A 17,585-nucleotide genomic window follows, 5' to 3' on the forward strand; every position below is an offset into this window, starting at 1 on the left:
CGCCCGCACCGCCTTCGCCCTGATGAAGCAGCAACAAGAATATTGCCCCGCAAAGCTCTTTTAAGCGTTGCAGGGCACCATAGAATCTCCCACAGCGGTTTCGTAGCGACCTCTGAGTTTATGGCTGAGAGGCACGCCATCTTTAGCGTATGCTGTCCACTCCATAGGACGACAAGCCCGCCAAGGGTAAAGGAGTCAGAGCATGGAATTGCTCCGCCGTCTTTTCGGCAAGAAGCCGACCCCTTCTTCCGGTAACGGTAACCTGCTTGATGCGAACGCCTTCGCGCAACGCTATGCCGCCACGGTGAAGGAGCTTCTCGGTCCCGCCGAAGTGCGCATCCAATCCGATGACACCAATCGCTTCTCGGTGCGCTGGGACAGTGAAGCCGGTTGGGAAATTTGCCATTTCCTGGACAACGCCTATGACACCTATCGGCACGATCCGGAAAACCTGGATCAGATCATCCACACCTATATCCGCAGCCAGGATCAGGTGACGCAAACCCAGGACGAGGCCGTGGTCCTGCCGGTCATCAAGACCCGCGCCTGGCTCGACGCCTCTCTGGAGCAGATGCGCCAGGCGTTTCCCGACGCCACCCCCGAGCAGATGCCTTTCCTCACCCGCCCTCTGAGCAACGACGAACTGCTGATCACTTATGTGGAAGACAGCGGCGAACAGATGCGCTTTGTCGGTGGCGAAGTGCTGGAAAAATTCGGCGGTGACCGGGAGGTCCTGCACCAGCTTGCCCTCGACAATCTGCATCGGCATTGGCTACCCCATCTTCAGCTGAAAGGCGGTGACGGCCGCTACTTCGTGACCCTGGACACCAACTACGAAGCCAGCATGGCGCTGTTGTTCGAACACTGGCGTGAGCGGCTGGAGGTGGCCGGCGAACCGGTTCTGGCCATTCCCGCCCGCGACAGGCTGATGATCTGTGGCAGCGAGGATGAGGAGAGTCTCGGCAAACTTCGCCGGGTCGCCACCGATATGGCGGCGGAGTCACCCTATTCGCTATCAAGCGCTCTGTTCGTCTTCCGCGACGGAGACCTGCTTGCGTTTACCAATGGGTTGGAGAAGGACAATTAAACCATGCGTATTCTGAAATGTCTTCCGATGTTGCTGCTTTCCACCACCATACAGGCCGAAACGCTGAGGCTGAACGTGGAGAACGCGGAACAGAGCAGATCACTCGATACGGCCCGGGACGTGATCGATGTGAAGCTCGACCCGAAAAGCCGGAAAGCTCTGGCCGATTTCACCCGGACCCGAGTGGGCCGGCAAATCCATCTGTTCGTGGATGGCCATCTGCTGACCTCCCCCACCTTGCAGAGCGTCATTGATACAGGCAGCCTGCGACTGTCCGCCGGAGAGGAAGGCTTCGGCGGCAAAACCGCCGGGGAAGTCGCCAAAACTCTGAACAAAGGCGGCCCCCTTACTCTCACCGACGAGAGATGATCAGCATCGAGAGAACCCCGGGAGCAACCGCATACCGTTCCCGCTGATTGGCGCCCATCCACACTCCTATGCGATCATCGCGCTCATTGTCCGCTTCAACGAGAAGGAGCTCCCATGTTCGATCCAGGCCAGGCCCTGGTCGCGCTTATGTATGCGCTTCCCCTGCTTATACCCGCTATTGTCGGCATCACCCTCGGCGCCATCCACATGCAGCGGGTGCGCAAAGCCGCTCTTCTGGTGATCATCGCCAGTGTCTTGCTGTTCCTGGAAGGTGGCTACAACGTTGTCTCTCAGGTTTTCATCATCCCTCTGGTAGGCGATGCCCTGTCCTGGGAGGTGTTCGGCGCCATCAATGGTGGTGTGTATGCCATCCTCACATTGTCCGCGACCATTTTGCTGATCTCCGCGGCTTTCGTTGGCCGCGGGCAGGGACAATCAGCTCCCGGCGGCAATGCCGATCAAGACTCTGGCGCGGGTCTTTCCCATGTCCCGCCCCAACTGGCCCAGGCGCCGAATCATCGGGGCGCGCTTGTGCTGACGCTCGGTCTGATCTCCTTGCTGGTGTTCCAGCCTCTTGGCATCGCCCCCTGGGTGATCGGCGTGCAGGATCTGCGTGCCATGCGTGAAGGCCGTATGGATCCGGAGGGCCGGGGCACCACCATGGCAGGCATGATCCTGGGCATTATCGCCATTGTCCTGTTCGTGCTTACCTTGATCGCCGTGGGGTTCTTTATCACCGCTTTGCTCAACAGCAATTGGAGCTATTGAGCGGGCTCATTTGGCGCGGGCGCCGCGGCGGCGCCCCGCCAATATTGCACTGAAACTTGGATTTTATTGTTTTCAGGAGAAGGAACTCCATGTCATCCGATTCAGATCTGTCGATCCTCACCGCTTTTAATCTCCTGCAACTGCTGATCCCTTTCCTGGTCGGGGTCTCGCTGAGCGCAAAGCACATGCGGCATTATCGCGTGCCCGCCCTTCTGGTTCTGATCGCAAGCGTTCTGATGCTCCTGGATATGGGCTACGGCGCTCTTGCACCGGCGCTGTCGTTTCTCAGACTACCATCGATCACCGGCGTTTTTATCAACAACAGCATCCACAGCATGCTCGGCGTCTCCACCGTTCTGTTGCTGATGTCCGCCGTCGTCGTCCGGCGTGGCTCTCCTCCAGCAACCGTTACTTTGGACACTGACCGGACATCCCGGGTGCCCGCCCATCGGGGCGCTCTGATTGCGACGCTTGGCCTGATTTCCTTTCTGCTGCCACCGGTCGGATTGCTTGCCTGGATCCTTGGCGCCCGGGATCTGCGTGCCATGCGCGAAGGCCGTATGGCAACAACAGGAAAGGACAGCACCCTGGTTGGCATGATCCTCGGTATCATCGTCTGCACCGTCTTTATTCTGGCTCTGCTCACGGCGGGTTGTTTTATTCTCGGTGTTTCGAGCTCAACCATGCTCTCCGTGCCATCCGGCTTGCGGACCCTGGTTCAGTTTGGTGTCGGTATCAGTTTCACGGTGCTGCTGTTATGGCGCGATCGGAAAGCCGCGTTGCTCATGTTCATCGCCAGCATTCTGGTGCTCTTGCCGATGGCTTACGGCTTCATTGTCAGCCTTTGGCTGCCGACAGGAGGCCCGTTGCCAGATCTCGCCTTGATCAGCGGCAGCGTCCTGGGCGTGCTGACCCTTTCCCTATTGCTCCTTTTGATCGGCGCGGCTTTTTCCGGATGCCGACATCGTTCTCCAGGTTCAACCGAGGAAGAGGCCCAACAGTCCACCCATCACCACGGCTCCCCGGTACTCGCCCTCGGCCTGGTTTCACTACTTGCGATCCAACCTCTAGGCATCATGGCCTGGGTTCTCGGTGTACAAGATCTGCGCGCCATGCATGAAGGTCGCATGAACCCGGAAGGCCGCACGGCTACGCTGGTCGGCACCGTGCTGGGTATTATCTCCGTCGTCCTCTTTCTGGCGGCCCTGAGCGCATTGGCTTTTACCGTTACGCACGTCTTTGAGCGTTATCGACCTTTTCACTGACCCCGACAGTCGCAGGGGCGCCACCACGAAGTTTCTTCCATGCTTTACTGGGTGCGGAGCCAACATTCTTGCCAGCGATCATGACAGTGATTGGCGGCGGCTTGTATTTCCGCCATTTTCTCGCAAACTCGCCTTTCCTATAGTCGTGATAATCGCGGCCGGCTTGGCCGTGCGGATTGTAACAATGCCTCTCCCTACTATCGGTATTCCACTTCGAATGTCACCGCACCACTCAACAGGCCGGGGACCACGGTTTCCCCAGCCACCGGCACCAGTCCCACCTTGAACTGAAAGATTTCGGTGGTATCGGCCGGATCACGGCCACCAAACGGCGCCGTGATTTCAGTTGCGCCATCCAACACTACTGGAGCGTTGCTGGCACGCTGGCGAATCTGGAACGCCACACCACCGGCCACACCAGGCTGTCCGGCATCAGCGGGCAGCAAATCCGTGCCGCTGCCCGAAGCCAACTGCCCCGAGGAGGGAAGGAAAGTCATTCGAATCAATGAGCCGGCGAAGGTGCTGGTGCTGATGGACAACGACCGGGGTACGACACAGTTGTTCAAACGAATATCGAAATCCGTACTTCCCGCGAAACCACCCGTAGTGATATCCGTGCTACCCACTGTCGGCAGATTGATCACCTGAGAGACATCCACAAGGTCACAACTGGCGCGGTCGAACACATAGTTCAGACCTGCATTTACGTCCACATAGATCGACCCCAAAAGGCCTTGGGTAACGGTCAGACGCCCCAGGGAGCTGGAAACTGACTGCGTGGTACCGATGAGGCTATTGATACCGTCGACCACCAGCACTGTGTAAGTGCGAAATGTAACCGAAGAGCCGATTTGCAAGCCGATCAGACTGAGATCACATAATCCGCCGGTGAGACCACAATAAACGCTACTGCTACTGCTTATAATCTCAAAAAAATTCTGAATGTAAATGTTTCCGTTAACCTGGAAGCGGCGGGCGCTTATTCCGCTGAATCCCGCTGGCAAACCGGCCGCTGCCGGGGCAGTACTGTTCCCACCATTACCAAAGCTGCTGTTTATAGTACTGGATACAGAGGGAAGCAGGCCGAGGCTGGTGCAGCCGGTATAGGTGGAATCCTGCTGAATCACCAGTACGTGCTGTCCTGCGTCATCCTGAGGCACACGCACGGACAAACCATCTCGCTGAAAGGTGACCGTCTGCGTATAAGGCCCGCCATTACAAAACCCGATTGCCGACGCCAATTCCGGAAATAGCAGAAGGTACAGCATGAGCCCCATGGTCCATTGCAAGGTTTTCACCCTTTCACCTCAAGGATAGGACCATCGTGGTGGCCACCATAATCACTGATGTAACGAAAATAAACCTTAAATGGAGGTGTGACCCCGGGTGGCAATGACACCATTTCCATATGTTTGGGCAGTATCATGGCCGGCTCCTTAAGAGACCATTCCTTCCCGCCTTTTTTAATTACCATCTGAATAAAGGAGATGGAAAACGGGCTGTTGTTGGAAAGGGCCAGCCTGCCCCCGGAAAAAGCAGCGCCGAGCTTTCTTGCCGCTTCCCTGGAATCGGTGCCGAGCATACTCCGGGGCCGGTAGAACAGTTTGATCCGCACTCTCTGAGCAAACTGGACAACATTTTTTCCTTTCACCTGAGGCGGGATTTCCTGAACGTTCAACCAGAACACGCTTTCTTTATCCTTTGGCAAAACACCTTCCGTACGGAAGAAACGAAGTAATTGCTCTTTCCCACTCTCCAGCCGGAAAAGAGGTGGCGTTACCGCGAAGTACGAAGGGGGTTCACCATCGTTTTTCTCACCCACGGGAAAAGGGTCCAGCCACACCTGACCGGCATAGGCTATCGACGAAGTATTGGTCACCGCCAGACTGACATCCCGGTCATCTTCATCGAAAACGATCCGGGTACTTCCCAGTACGAAGGCAGCATGAGTGGATGAGACGAGCATCCATATCAGAGCGGATATTATTCCGCTACGCGCCACCACGCTCATAGTGTTTCTCCTCTCTGGCATCACAGCTCGCACTGTTTCGATATTGTTTCCACTGCTGTTTCCGTCACCGCCGTCAAGCGCTCCAGAGCAATCCTGAATCGGCAAACGCGATCGTCCAGGTGTACGCGAAACCAGCCCTTATCAGTTGATTTCACGGTGATCATCGCCCGACTATGCTCGGCCACCATGCCAACAACGTCGGACTGCTCGTTCAGAACCTCAGCTCCCAATGGCAAGGTCTCCGCGTCAGGCCACTCCAGAGAAACGAGGAAACGCTTAACTCGGTGCGCCGGAAAAACCACTCTGGCGATTGCCCCTCTTTCTGGCACCACTGATTGAGAACGACCGGGCACCTCCACATCGTAATCCACGGATTCCAGGCCAACCCGTAGGCGATTCGGTCGATACGGCTGAGCATAGGGTAGCAACGCATACCCGTTGGAATCAGTTCGCACGGGGGCGGCGCCGCTGGCAAAACTGGCACCCTGGACTTTCGGAACATAGGCCAACAACGCAGTCTCACCAACTCCCCGCCCAAAGGCTAACCCGGCTTGATGCAGAACCGCCGAGCCCTGTGCCTGTAGGTATTGCCTGCGGCTGTCACCATCGAAAGCGGCTCCGACGGATAATCCGATACGATCGCCGGCATAGGCCAGCTGTGCATTACCATTGTTTCTCCTCTGCTCCTCCTGGTGCCCGGCCCGGATACCATAGGACCATTCAGGATGTTCGCTCAGCATCCCACTGGTACCGATTCCATGGTCCGCATTGCCGTCTTCATCGACAGTCAGCCGGTAGTCGACATAGCCACGACTGACCGGAGTATCAAGTGGCAAGCTCAAGGACAACATATACAGTCGTTCGCGCTCCGCGCCCTGATAGCGGCTATCGGTGACGGTCAACCCAAAGCTCAGAGGCCCGACATGCCCGTTATAGCCTAAAGAAAAGAGACTCTGGCGATTATTGTTATGCCAATAGCTTTCCTGGCTGGCGGAAACATAAGCCGATCCATAGCGTCCCAGATTCTGAGATATTGTGGCTTCCATTCTCTGCTTGCGACCCAGTACTAAAACGACGCTTTGGTCCTGCATAAGAACGGCTTCATTGAAAGTGCGAAAACGCTCCGAGGAGTAGCGGTAACCTAATAACTGTAAATTGGTTCCCCGTCGCAACCCCTTCGCGTACAGCAGACGGTAACTTTGACCATGCCAGATATCCTCGTTCCATGTGCGTGTCCGCGCGTGGGTAATATCGGCGGAGACACTCCCAACCCTACCCAGGTTCAACCCCACACCAGCCAGGCCATTATAATAATTCTCGCTGATCGTCAGTGAGCCATAGGCGGTTACATTTCCCGGCAAACCGTGACTCAACTCTGTTTGCACAAAACCAGGTTCATCGCCATGATCACTGCGATAGCGACCCGCCACCAGGCTGTATTCCCAGAACCCTTCCCGAACCAGATTGGGAACCAGACTGTAAGGCTGACTGAATCGGCGTATCTCACCATCCTGTTCCTGGATCTCAACGTCTAGGTCACCATTGCTCAAGGAAGGTAGATCATCAATGGAGAAGGCACCAGGCGGAACATAGGTGCTATAAATAACGAATCCGTTCTGACGTACCACGACCCTGGCATTACCCCGTGCAATACCACGAATCACCGGAGAAAAGCCCTGCTGGGAAACTGGCAGCATGGCGGTATCGGAGCGCAGCTGAATACCAGTATACGGGAGGCTTTCGTTGATACGGCTCCGAGTAAAACTCTCGCCCAGCGTCAGCTCTCCGCGAACTCCAGGCAAGGCCCGATAGGCGTACATCTCCCGATCCGCCCACCGCCCCCGTTCACGGTCGTCGCGCTGATACACATGGCTGCTGCGTATATGCCAACCCCGCCAATCGACTCCAAGGCGGAAGTCTCCGTATTCGTCGCGGTAGCGCCCTCCATCAGCTTCCTCATTCCAGGCATGATTGACGGTATAATCCAGGCGTAACGCGGTAATACCCTGGTCCCACTCATCCGAATCAATGTAATCAGCGGCACGACGCTGCAGAGCCGCCTGAGGAATGCTGAGCTCAAGTACCAATCGGTCCGGTCGAAAATGGGCCTCGGCCTGCTCCATAAAATAAAGAAGGTCACAACCACTGTATTCCGGCGCCACCCCCCGAACCAACAAGTAAGCAGAATTAATCCCAAGCCACTCAGCACTCCGCGCCGAGAGACAAGGAGTCAGTCCGGAGGCGTCCTCCGACTGGTTGAAAGCAACGGGCATGCGCCCCACGGGTTGGCCATTCACCAGCACGTCAACCTGGTATTCACCGGCGGGTAGTTTCCGATCACGGGCCAGGGACTGGAGACTTACGGCGGATTGTCCACCTTCCAGAGACAGAAAGTGAGGGTTGAATTCAAGCGTACCCTCTCTCACACCCTGTTCCAGTTGCCGATCCGCCCCCCCGGCCCGAACCATGGTCGTCGCGCCGACAAACAGTATCGCACCCATCAGGCACGCGCCTACCCACCCACTCCTTGGGGCCATAGCGCACCAGATCAGTTAAACGATGGGACGGGGAACCTCTATTCCCCCTTCCGGTTCGGTACTTAGTTGAATACCACCGAGTAGTTGGCCACGGCACGAACATGCCCCGCTGTCACGGTGGCCGTATCCGTTGTGCCATAGGCGGCGTTGAACTGAAGTTCACCCGATGAGGCATCAACAATGCCTACCGAAGCCCCATTGATCTGCACTGGCGTGGTGCCATCCTGTTGCAGCAACATCACACCGACAGAAGCGGCGGGGTCCGTGGCGATATTTTCGAGAATGTTGTGTCCCGCATAGGCTTGTCCAGTCCATAGAACCGTAGCGCCAAGGCCGGTGAGATCACAGGTCGCACTGCCAGCATCGGTGGCAACCAAAGAAAAAGCAGCCGGCGAATATGGTGTGTCCGCCGCAACGAAGTCGGCGGTAGCGATCGGAGCCAGCGTCACGGTGTTGTCGGCTTGCAGAACACCGTTCTGTGCCACGCCCACCGTACAGGTGGTGTCCGTAACTACCCCATTAAAATACACCTCGCCGCTATTGGCGAAGACAACGGAAGTAGAAAGTGTTGAGGCCATCAACACAGCCAGTTTGAAAGTGCGCATCGTTCAGTTCCCTCTAAAAATCCCGTTTTGGAATAATCGCGCCGTTGTGATGGGCATCACAAAACAATGCCCATTTCCAAGCTAGCACAGTGCATGTCGGAGGAAACCTAATCACGGAATATTTTACATTTCCCTGATAAACGGATAAATATCAGCTCCATTGCCCCATTTTAGAAATTTATATCAATACATTGATTTATATTAATTTCTCTATTCATTATTTCTGGTAAGCAGCGCACGGTAAATGAGCGCCCCCGAAACTCCGCCCACCATTGGCGCCACCCAGAACAGCCACAGTTGCGCGGTGGCCCAGTCTCCAACATAGAGCGCCACTCCGGTGCTGCGCGCCGGGTTCACCGAGGTGTTGGTGACAGGAATGCTGATCAGGTGGATCAGAGTCAGTCCCAGGCCAATGGCGATGGGAGCAAAGCCTTGCGGGGCACTGCCATGGGTCGAGCCCATGATGATGATCAGAAACATTGCCGTCATCACCATCTCAGTCAATGCGGCAGCCATCAGAGAGTAGCCACCGGGAGAGTGTTCGCCATAGCCGTTGGAAGCGAAGCCACCACTCACGTCGAAGCCCGCCTTGCCAGAGGCGATCAGGTAGAGCACACCGCCAGCGATGACCGCCCCGATCACCTGAGCCAGAATATAGGGGATCACCTGTCCACCAGGGAAACGTCCGCCGGCCCACAATCCCACCGAGACCGCCGGGTTCAGATGGCAGCCAGAGATGTGCCCGATGGCAAACGCCATAGTCAGGACGGTAAGCCCGAACGCCAAGGCCACCCCCACGAAACCGATACCCAGTTCCGGGAAGGCGGCGGCCAGGACCGCGCTGCCACAACCACCAAGAACGAGCCAAAAAGTCCCAAAACATTCCGCTATGTATTTGTTCATTACACAATCCTTTGTACGAGGGTTGCTTTTATATACATAAGGACCGCTCTCCATGACCAGCGTTATCTCCGTCAAGTAACGCCTTAGTGTCATTGTTTTACGAATACAAGGTCTTTGTTCACCAAGGGCGGCCGGTCCGCCCTGCATGCCAACACCCTTCATTGACTTACATTTCTTACATGATATGATAATGGTTTTCATTCGTGATTAATGTTCCTGGCAAGCTTTCCGGCCAAGAACGTCTCGTTGTCCTTTCGTGTTTTTCGAGGTAAGGGAGAATCCCCATGCACCACAGACAGCTCTGGCCGGCATCGGCCATCGGGCTGGTATTGGCATGCCCGGTATATGCCGCCGAACCGCCCCAGAACCATGTTCTCGACCCCGTGGTTGTCACCGCCTCCCGAACCGGTACCACGCAAGAAGACTCTCCCCAGGTGGTCCGGATCATCCAGAAAGAGGAGATCGAGGAACAGCGCCGAATCACCTCCGATTCCTCCCAAATCCTGAGCAATCTGCTGCCCTCGTTCTCGCCCAGCCGTCAGAAAATGAGCGGCAGCGGCGAGACCCTGCGTGGCCGCACGCCTTTGGTACTGATCGATGGTATTCCCCAATCCAATCCGCTGCGCCCCACCGGGCGGGAAATGCACACCATCGACTTCGCCATGGTCGAGCGCATCGAGGTGATTCAGGGCGCCAACGCCACCAATGGCCTGGGCGCCACCGGTGGGGTCATCAACCTGATTACCAAAAGACCCGAACCCGGCTCTCTGAATCAAAACATCGACGTACAGGTCTCCACTCCCACCTCCGAAATGAAATCGGAAACGCTAAGCTATAAAACCCATTACGGTGTGAGCGGCAACGCCGGCAACGTCGATTATCTGTTCGCCCTTGGTTACGAGGAACAGGGCATGTTCCTGGATGGCGACAATCACCTGATCGGGGTGGACAACACCCAGGGTGACCTGATGAATTCGCGCGCCTATGACGCCATGGGGAAACTGGCTTACTGGCTGGATGACAATCAGCGTTTGCAGTTGAGCGTGAACCGGTACCGGATCAAAGGCCTGAATGAGTACGTCAGCGTTACCGGAAAACGGGACGATGGTGTACCGACCACCTCCACTCGTGGCACCCCCGAAGGCGACGCGCCTTACAACGAAGTGTGGACCACCGGCCTCAGTTACGACCACTACGATCTGGCGGGTATGCAGTTCAGCGCTCTGGCGTTTTATCAGGACTACGAGTCGCTGTTCGGTGCCACTGATTCCAATTCTTTTCAGGACCCGGCCATCGTCCCGGCTCCAGGCAGACTTTACGACCAAACCATGGCGGAAACCACCAAGTACGGCACCAAGGTTTCCCTGACCAAGGACGGCCTCTGGAATGGCCGGCTGAAACTCACCGGCGGCTTCGACACCCTGTTTGATAATACCGAGCAGTTCCTGTGGCTGACCGACCGCACCTACGTGCCGGAAGTGGAGTACACCGATCTCTCGCCCTTCATCCAGATTCAGCTCAAACCCATTGACTCCCTGACGCTCTCCGCCGGCGCCCGTTATGAATATGCGGAGTTGAAGATCGACGGCTATCACACCGTGGCCGCCAATAATGGTGTGTATGTTGAAGGCGGCGACCCCAGCTTCAATGACACTCTGTATAACGTGGGATTGGTCTGGGCGCCGCGGGATAACTGGAGCCTGTTCGCCAGCTACTCGGAAGGGTTCGCGCTTCCCGATGTGGGTCGCGTTCTGAGAGGCATTCAGGACCCTGGCCGGTCAGTGGAAGACTTCCAGAACCTGCGCCCGATCGTCACCGATAACGTGGAAGGCGGTGTTCGTTATCAGGACGGTCCATTCAATGCCGAGGTGAGTTATTACGTTTCCTCATCGGATTTCGGTACCCGCGTGGAATTGGAAAACGATGCGTTCGTGATGCGGCGGGAGAAAACGAAGATCGACGGCATCGAGGGCACTCTCGGGTACCAGTTCACACCAAATCATAGCGGCAAGCTGTCCTATTCCCATATGCGCGGCCGTTACGACAGCAATGATGACGGCTCGCTGGACGCCCGACTGAACGGCCTGAATGTGGCTCCCGACCGCCTGATCACCAGTTGGTCGGCACGCTGGTCACCCAAGCTGACTTCCATCGTGCAGGCCAACTACGCTTTCGACAAGAACTTCGACGGCGAGGACGAAGACTTTGACGGCTTCCTCCTGGTTGACGCGGCTATCGGCTATCAATTACCCAAAGGGCAACTCAGCGTGGCGCTTTCCAATCTACTGAACAAGCAGTACGTCACCTATTATTCGCAAAGCGCGCTGGTTAATAATGATCGCTATTTCACGGGCCGGGGGCGCACTCTGACCGTGGGTTATCGTCTGAACTTCTAATGCTTCCCGGGTGGGCGCAGGTCCACCTTCTGCACATTCGCGTCCGTCGCTTGTGGTTCCGCGTCCAGATCACGTACCAGACCACAGGCGACGCATTCCATCCACTGCTTGTCACCATCGATGACGCGCTGGATCTTGTCCATTTTTCCGCATTCCGGACAGGTGGCGCCGGCGATAAATTGACGTTTCATAATCTTACTCGCTGGACAATTTTCAGATTGCAGGGCCATACCGTGGTCATAGCACAGTGACACGTCTACACGACCATTCACTGCCAAGGCAGTTTCCCACAGCAGTATCACTAAGGAGCCGCGATTTCCTGACTATCTATACGTCGATACCGCTGTGCCGCAACAGCGGTTCCACGCTCGGTTCGCGGCCACGGAATGCCTTGAACAGTTCCATCGGTTCCCGGCTGCCGCCCAACGCAAGAATGTTGTCACGGAATGCACGGCCAGTTTCCTCATTGAATGTGCCTTCTTCCTCGAATCGCGAATAGGCATCACTGGAAAGCACTTCCGCCCATTTGTAGCTGTAGTAACCCGCGGCGTAGCCGCCGGCGAAGATGTGTGAGAACCCGTTCTGGAAACGGTTGAACGCCGGCGGCTGGATCACCGCCACTTCATCACGAACTTCGTCCAGTACATTCTGAATATTCAGTTCCGGTGTGTATTCCGCGTGCAGACGCATGTCGAACAGGGAGAATTCCAGCTGTCGCATCATGGCCATGGCACTTTGGAAATTCTTCGCCGCCAGCATCTTGTCCAGCATCGCTTTGGGCAGCGGTTCGCCGGTTTCGTAATGGCCGGAGATCATTGCCAGACCTTCCTCGGTCCAGCACCAGTTTTCCAGGAACTGGCTGGGCAGCTCCACCGCGTCCCAGGCAACGCCGTTAATGCCGGAAATCCCGGACACTTCCTGCTCGGTGAGCATGTGGTGCAGACCATGGCCGAACTCATGGAACAGCGTCACCACCTCGTCATGAGTTAACAAACCCGGTTTGCCGCCCGCCGGCGGCGCGAAATTACAGGTCAGGTAAGCGACCGGGGTTTGCAGGGAACCATCCAGCCGGCGGCGGCGAATACGGGCGTCATCCATCCAGGCGCCGCCGCGTTTACCGGTGCGCGCGTACATGTCCAGGTAGAAGGCGGCGCGGACACTGCCGTCATCGTCCACCAACTCGAAGAAGCGGACATCCGTATGCCAGGTGTCCACATCATGGCGTTGACGGAAGCGGATACCGAACAGTTTGCCGACCACGGCGAACATGCCATCGATGACTTTTTCCGCCGGGAACCAGGGGCGAAGTGCTTCGTCGGAAAGATCGTAACGGGCTTCACGCAGACGCTCGCTCCAGAACCCAATGTCCCAGGGCTGCAGATCCGTGGCGCCCTGTTCCGCGGCGAAGTCCTGTAATTCCCGCAATTCCTTCTCTGCCTGAGGTTTGGCCTTGAACGCCAGATCGTGAAGGAAATGCATCACCTCATCGACGCTGCGGGCCATCTTGGTGGCCAGCGATTTCTCCGCATAACTCCCGAATCCGAGCAGTTTGGCCTGGGCATCACGCAGCGCCAGAATCTCGTCCATGACCGGGCCATTGTCGAAACGGCCGGCGTCTGGCCCTTGATCGGAAGCGCGCGTGGTGAAGGCACGATACATTTCCTCGCGCAGGGCGCGATTACGGGCGTGGCTCATGACCGCCAGATAGACCGGAAAATCCAGCGTCAGCAGCCAGCCATCCAGACCCTCCGCCCTGGCACGATCGGCGGTACCGGCCAGCGCGGTTTCCGGCAGGCCTTCCAGCTCCTGCTCATCGGTAACATGCTTTTTCCAGTTCTGGGTGGCGTCCAGAAGCTGGTTTTCATACTGTGTGGTGAGTTCGGAGAGGCGCTTGGCGTTCTCCATGTAACGGCGCTTGTCTTCCTCCCCGAGGGCGACGCCGGACAAACGGAAATCACGCAGGGTGTTATCAATATCCTTGCGCTGGGCTTCATTGAGAGCAGCGAATTCGGCGCTGTCGTGGAGCGCCTGATAGGCCGCGAACAAGGCGCTGTTCTGGCCTACCTCGGTGCCGTATTCACTGAGCAGCGGCAAACAGGCATTGTAAGCTTCCCGCAATGCCTCGTTCTGAGCCACCGCGTTGAGATGCGCCACCGGGCCAAAGGCCTTGCCAAGGCGATCGTCTTCCTCGTCGAGCGCGGCCACCAGCGCCTGGTAGCCCACGTCACCGGTTTTCAGCACCGACTCGATTCGCTGACGGCCATCCGCGATCAGCTGCTCCACCGCCGGTTTGACATGCTCGGGACGGATCTCGGAAAAGGGGGGCAGATCCGGGTAGTCGATCAACGGGTTGTGACTCATGGGGCCTCTCGTTATAAACGGCATTCACCTGATTGGGAGAAAGAGATGGGGATTCGTCGCTTCGAAGACAAGGTACCGCAACTGAGCGAACGGGTATATGTGGACCCCGCCGCCACCGTGATCGGTGATGTAACCCTGGGCGAGGACTGTTCGATCTGGCCGGGGGCGGTGGTGCGCGGCGATATGCACCGTATCCGCATTGGCGCCCGCACCAGCGTTCAGGACAACGCCGTGCTGCACATTACCCACGCCTCCCGTTTCAACCCGGACGGCTTTCCGCTGACCATCGGCGACGATGGCACTCTTGGCCACCAGGCCATGTTGCATGGCTGCACCGTGGGCAACCGGGTCATGGTGGGCATGCAGGCGATGATCATGGACGGCGCGGTGGTGGAAGACGACGTGATGATCGCCGCCGGCACCCTGGTGAGCCCCGGCAAACGCCTGGAAAGCGGTTGGCTGTACCGGGGCAGCCCGGCCAAACCGGCGCGCCGGCTGACCGAGGAGGAGTTGGCGTTCCTGCCCTATGTGGCGGGCAATTATGTGAAGCTGAAGGACCAGTACCTTAAATCGCCCACATGAACGACATGTTGCCGAAGCTGATCGGATCACTGTCGCGGATCGGTGATGTGGAGTGCTGCAGGGTCATGGTAAAGCTGAAGCGGTCGTTGCGAACACCGGCCCCACCGATCAGCGTGACGGTCCAGTCTTCCTTGTCGATGTTGTAGTCCCCGCCCTTACGCTCGATGTAGGAATAGCCGTTGTACTGCACGGATGACCCCAGGAACAGCTCCCAGCCGAACCCGGGGTTATCGAACAGTCCCACCAGGGACCCGGCGGTACCGATACCCGCGTAATCCGGAATGAAATTGCCGGGCAGGTTGCGGCCGAAACGGATGAAGCCTCCGCTCTGCGCGTTGCCGTCGAAATTGTTGACGTCAACGCCCCAGGCACCACCCAGCTCCAACTGATAACCGCTGTCGTATTCCCGCTTGAGGAAGCGATGGGCGTGCAAAAAATAGACCCCGCCGATGAGATCCGGGCCGAGCTGATTGTCCCACCCCCTTGGCCGGGTGGAACCCGTGACCTTGTGGACGATCTTCTGGCTTTCCTCCGCGCCGGAGTCCGGCCCCACCACGCCACCTCTGATACCGTAGCCGTACAGATTATGGGTGTCCCAACTGAACAGGCCCAGTTCCATATTGCTGTAGCCCACATAGGGCACATCACTGTAATCCGGCGTGGAACGCTCGATATCGTCGGGCGTCACCATGATCTGTTCCAGGCTGACGGTGAGAGCATGGCGCTCATCCGCCGCGGACACTCCCGGCAGCGGATCCAGGGCTCGCGCCACCGCGCAGGTAGCGCCACCGTTGTCATCGCATTTGCCATGACCATCGCCAACCCAACTGATGCGCAGGCCATTGGTGTAATTCTTGTCCAAACCGACGAACAGGTCGTTATCCCAGGCGAAACCAAACGTATCCGCACCACATACGCCAGCGAAGGAAAGGCCGGCACCAAGGATCCAATTTCGCATCTGAATCATGACGCGCTCCGTAGGCTGTTGAGCACCGGACGAGTGTCCGGCCGCCACCCCCGCCAAACCTGAAAGGCCTCCGCCGCCTGCTCCACCAACATGCCCAGGCCATCGCATATACCCGCCGCGCCAGCGGCGCCCGCCCATCTCATGAACGGCGTCGGCTGACGGCCATAAACCATGTCGTAGGCCACCGTATCCCGGTGTACCAGGCTCGCCGGCAACGCCGGCATTTCTCCTTGTAATCCCGCCGATATGGCGTTGAGGATGACGTCGAAGTCACCACTCAATTCCTCAAGCCCCGCCGCCGCCACCGGACAATGCGTATTCTGGAATAACGTGACCAGATTCCGCGCCCGTGCCACGGTACGGTTGGCAATAGTCAGCGCCGCGGGTGTGCGCGCCAACAGTGGTCCAAGCACACCGCGAACGGCACCGCCGGCACCGAGAATCAGTATCCGCCGCCCCTGCAACTCCCAGCCCTGGTTATCGCACAGGTCGGTAACCAGCCCAGCGCCGTCGGTGTTGTCGCCATAACATTTACCCTGCTCCCGCCACAGCGTATTCACCGCACCGGCCTGTCGTGCCCGCTCGGTGAGCACATCGCACAAATCATGGGCCTGTTCCTTGAACGGCACGGTGACGTTGGCGCCTTTGCCACCGGCCTGAAAAAAGGCACCGACCGATTCAGCGAAGCCGTCCAGAGGCGCTTCGATACGCTCGTAGCTGAGGTCCTCGCCACGCTGAGCGGCAAAGGCGTGGTGGATGTCCGGTGACCGGGAATGACTTACCGGATTGCCAAACACCGCGTAGCGATCGGTCATACCCACTCCTTGTGAATCAGGAACTGTTCGTACAACGCGGCTTCCTCGCTGCCCGGCTGCGGCCGCCAGTCGTAATCCCAGCGCACCAGCGGCGGCAACGACATGAGGATGGATTCGGTACGGCCGCCGGATTGCAGGCCGAACAGGGTGCCGCGATCGTAGACCAGGTTGAATTCCACGTAACGGCCGCGCCGATAAAGCTGGAAGCGGCGCTGGCGCTCCCCGAAGGGCGTGGCCTTGCGGCGCGCCACGATCGGCCGATAGGCACGGATGAAGGCGTCACCGACGCTACGCATGAAAGCAAAGCTTTGGTCAAAACCGAGCCGGTTGAAATCATCGAAGAACAGCCCGCCAATACCGCGCGGTTCGTCCCGGTGCTTCAGGTAGAAGTAGCGGTCACACCAGGCCTTGAACTCCGCGTAAAGGTCCTCACCGAACGGCGCGCAGGCGTCCCTCGCCACACTGTGCCAGGCCACCGCATCCTCTTCGAATCCGTAATAGGGCGTCAGGTCAAAGCCGCCACCGAACCACCATACCGGTGCTTCACCCGGCTTTTCCGCCAGAAAGAAACGGACATTGGCATGACTGGTGGGCACATAGGGGTTGTGCGGATGCAGCACCAGCGAAACGCCCATGGCCTGAAAAGAGCGGCCGGCCAGCTCCGGCCGATGAGCGCTGGCGGAAGGCGGCAGACTCTCGCCGTACACATGGGAGAAGTTGACCCCGCCCTTCTCAAACACGGCCCCCTCGCTGATCACCCGGCTACGGCCACCGCCGCCTTCAGGACGCTCCCAGGCGTCCTCGAGGAAGCGGGCCCCACCGTCCTCATCCTCAAGCTCCCGGCAAATGCGGTCCTGCAGCTCAAGCAGATAGCGCTTTACCGCTTGCGGCGCCACATCGGTCATCGGCATTACTCCGT

At 57.8% G+C, this 17,585-nt stretch carries 16 protein-coding genes; 6 read left to right on the top strand and 10 right to left on the bottom strand.

Features of this window, described 5'->3' with window-relative positions; translation table 11 throughout:
- Positions 1–202: 202 nt before the first annotated feature.
- The 4 genes from CRO06_RS09215 (at position 203) to CRO06_RS09230 (ending at position 3,489) form a co-directional block, all read left to right on the top strand.
- On the top strand, positions 203–1,087 hold the full coding sequence (locus CRO06_RS09215; protein ID WP_097058299.1) for a DUF1444 family protein: 885 nt from the start codon (positions 203–205) through the stop codon (positions 1,085–1,087).
- Between the two features lie 3 nt (positions 1,088–1,090).
- Positions 1,091–1,456 (top strand): SecDF P1 head subdomain-containing protein, encoded by a 366-nt coding sequence (locus CRO06_RS09220; RefSeq protein ID WP_097058300.1) that lies wholly within the window; start codon positions 1,091–1,093, stop codon positions 1,454–1,456.
- Positions 1,457–1,570: 114 nt separating this feature from the next.
- Entirely contained in the window at positions 1,571–2,224 is a 654-nt protein-coding gene (locus CRO06_RS09225) for a hypothetical protein (protein WP_022996615.1), read from the top strand.
- Positions 2,225–2,313: 89 nt separating this feature from the next.
- Entirely contained in the window at positions 2,314–3,489 is a 1,176-nt protein-coding gene (locus CRO06_RS09230) for a hypothetical protein (protein WP_097058301.1), read from the top strand.
- Between the two features lie 197 nt (positions 3,490–3,686).
- Here CRO06_RS09230 and CRO06_RS09235 read toward each other — a convergent pair whose 3' ends face one another.
- From CRO06_RS09235 to aqpZ, 5 genes are all read right to left on the bottom strand, one after another.
- Positions 3,687–4,787: a fimbrial protein gene (locus tag CRO06_RS09235; protein WP_097058302.1), complete on the bottom strand. Its 1,101-nt coding sequence runs from the start codon at positions 4,785–4,787 to the stop codon at positions 3,687–3,689.
- Positions 4,784–5,500 carry a fimbrial biogenesis chaperone gene (locus CRO06_RS09240; RefSeq protein ID WP_159659597.1) on the bottom strand — a complete coding sequence of 239 codons (717 nt, stop codon included), beginning with the start codon at positions 5,498–5,500 and terminating at the stop codon, positions 4,784–4,786. Before CRO06_RS09240 ends, CRO06_RS09235 begins: the two co-directional genes overlap by 4 nt.
- 20 nt (positions 5,501–5,520) lie before the next feature.
- Positions 5,521–8,001 (bottom strand): fimbria/pilus outer membrane usher protein, encoded by a 2,481-nt coding sequence (locus CRO06_RS09245; protein ID WP_179746547.1) that lies wholly within the window; start codon positions 7,999–8,001, stop codon positions 5,521–5,523.
- Positions 8,002–8,099: 98 nt separating this feature from the next.
- A complete protein-coding gene (locus CRO06_RS09250) occupies positions 8,100–8,642 on the bottom strand; it encodes a fimbrial protein (protein ID WP_097058305.1) in 543 nt (180 codons plus the stop codon).
- A gap of 210 nt (positions 8,643–8,852) precedes the next feature.
- Positions 8,853–9,746: an aquaporin Z gene (gene aqpZ / locus CRO06_RS09255; RefSeq protein WP_244902807.1), complete on the bottom strand. Its 894-nt coding sequence runs from the start codon at positions 9,744–9,746 to the stop codon at positions 8,853–8,855.
- Between the two features lie 83 nt (positions 9,747–9,829).
- Between aqpZ and CRO06_RS09260 the strand changes: the two genes are divergently transcribed.
- A complete protein-coding gene (locus CRO06_RS09260; protein WP_097058307.1) occupies positions 9,830–11,941 on the top strand; it encodes a TonB-dependent receptor in 2,112 nt (703 codons plus the stop codon).
- Here the strand turns inward: CRO06_RS09260 and CRO06_RS09265 are convergent.
- Positions 11,938–12,132 (bottom strand): YheV family putative metal-binding protein, encoded by a 195-nt coding sequence (locus tag CRO06_RS09265; RefSeq protein WP_097058308.1) that lies wholly within the window; start codon positions 12,130–12,132, stop codon positions 11,938–11,940. The two genes, CRO06_RS09260 and CRO06_RS09265, sit on opposite strands and share 4 nt — an antisense overlap.
- Positions 12,133–12,268: 136 nt before the next feature.
- Entirely contained in the window at positions 12,269–14,302 is a 2,034-nt protein-coding gene (gene prlC / locus CRO06_RS09270) for an oligopeptidase A (RefSeq protein WP_097058309.1), read from the bottom strand.
- A gap of 45 nt (positions 14,303–14,347) precedes the next feature.
- Between prlC and CRO06_RS09275 the strand changes: the two genes are divergently transcribed.
- Positions 14,348–14,884: a gamma carbonic anhydrase family protein gene (locus tag CRO06_RS09275; RefSeq protein ID WP_097058310.1), complete on the top strand. Its 537-nt coding sequence runs from the start codon at positions 14,348–14,350 to the stop codon at positions 14,882–14,884.
- On the opposite strand, the gene CRO06_RS09280 is transcribed toward CRO06_RS09275, so the two are convergent.
- From CRO06_RS09280 to hemF, 3 genes are read right to left on the bottom strand one after another with little or no spacing between them, the layout of a single operon-like run.
- Positions 14,868–15,851 carry a lipid A deacylase LpxR family protein gene (locus tag CRO06_RS09280; protein WP_097058311.1) on the bottom strand — a complete coding sequence of 328 codons (984 nt, stop codon included), beginning with the start codon at positions 15,849–15,851 and terminating at the stop codon, positions 14,868–14,870. The genes CRO06_RS09275 and CRO06_RS09280 overlap by 17 nt on opposite strands.
- Entirely contained in the window at positions 15,848–16,666 is an 819-nt protein-coding gene (aroE, locus tag CRO06_RS09285) for a shikimate dehydrogenase (protein ID WP_022996624.1), read from the bottom strand. The genes CRO06_RS09280 and aroE overlap by 4 nt, the downstream gene beginning before the upstream one ends.
- On the bottom strand, positions 16,663–17,571 hold the full coding sequence (gene hemF, locus CRO06_RS09290) for an oxygen-dependent coproporphyrinogen oxidase (RefSeq protein WP_022996625.1): 909 nt from the start codon (positions 17,569–17,571) through the stop codon (positions 16,663–16,665). The genes aroE and hemF overlap by 4 nt, the downstream gene beginning before the upstream one ends.
- Positions 17,572–17,585 lie beyond the last annotated feature (14 nt).

Origin of the sequence: Alloalcanivorax xenomutans (genome assembly GCF_900217905.1) — a bacterium.
GTDB classification, from domain to species: Bacteria; Pseudomonadota; Gammaproteobacteria; order Pseudomonadales; family Alcanivoracaceae; genus Alloalcanivorax; species Alloalcanivorax xenomutans.

Excerpts from the sequence above, each read along its gene's own strand:
- CRO06_RS09225 (WP_022996615.1), top strand. The coding sequence starts at position 1,571 with ATGTTCGATCCAGGCCAGGCCCTGGTCGCGCTTATGTATGCGCTTCCC.
- CRO06_RS09245 (WP_179746547.1), bottom strand. The coding sequence starts at position 8,001 with ATGGGTGCGATACTGTTTGTCGGCGCGACGACCATGGTTCGGGCCGGG.
- aqpZ (WP_244902807.1), bottom strand. The coding sequence starts at position 9,746 with ATGAAAACCATTATCATATCATGTAAGAAATGTAAGTCAATGAAGGGT.
- CRO06_RS09240 (WP_159659597.1), bottom strand. The coding sequence starts at position 5,500 with ATGAGCGTGGTGGCGCGTAGCGGAATAATATCCGCTCTGATATGGATG.
- CRO06_RS09265 (WP_097058308.1), bottom strand. The coding sequence starts at position 12,132 with ATGAAACGTCAATTTATCGCCGGCGCCACCTGTCCGGAATGCGGAAAA.
- aroE (WP_022996624.1), bottom strand. The coding sequence starts at position 16,666 with ATGACCGATCGCTACGCGGTGTTTGGCAATCCGGTAAGTCATTCCCGG.
- CRO06_RS09260 (WP_097058307.1), top strand. The coding sequence starts at position 9,830 with ATGCACCACAGACAGCTCTGGCCGGCATCGGCCATCGGGCTGGTATTG.
- prlC (WP_097058309.1), bottom strand. The coding sequence starts at position 14,302 with ATGAGTCACAACCCGTTGATCGACTACCCGGATCTGCCCCCCTTTTCC.
- CRO06_RS09275 (WP_097058310.1), top strand. The coding sequence starts at position 14,348 with ATGGGGATTCGTCGCTTCGAAGACAAGGTACCGCAACTGAGCGAACGG.
- hemF (WP_022996625.1), bottom strand. The coding sequence starts at position 17,571 with ATGACCGATGTGGCGCCGCAAGCGGTAAAGCGCTATCTGCTTGAGCTG.
- CRO06_RS09280 (WP_097058311.1), bottom strand. The coding sequence starts at position 15,851 with ATGATTCAGATGCGAAATTGGATCCTTGGTGCCGGCCTTTCCTTCGCT.
- CRO06_RS09250 (WP_097058305.1), bottom strand. The coding sequence starts at position 8,642 with ATGCGCACTTTCAAACTGGCTGTGTTGATGGCCTCAACACTTTCTACT.
- CRO06_RS09220 (WP_097058300.1), top strand. The coding sequence starts at position 1,091 with ATGCGTATTCTGAAATGTCTTCCGATGTTGCTGCTTTCCACCACCATA.
- CRO06_RS09230 (WP_097058301.1), top strand. The coding sequence starts at position 2,314 with ATGTCATCCGATTCAGATCTGTCGATCCTCACCGCTTTTAATCTCCTG.
- CRO06_RS09215 (WP_097058299.1), top strand. The coding sequence starts at position 203 with ATGGAATTGCTCCGCCGTCTTTTCGGCAAGAAGCCGACCCCTTCTTCC.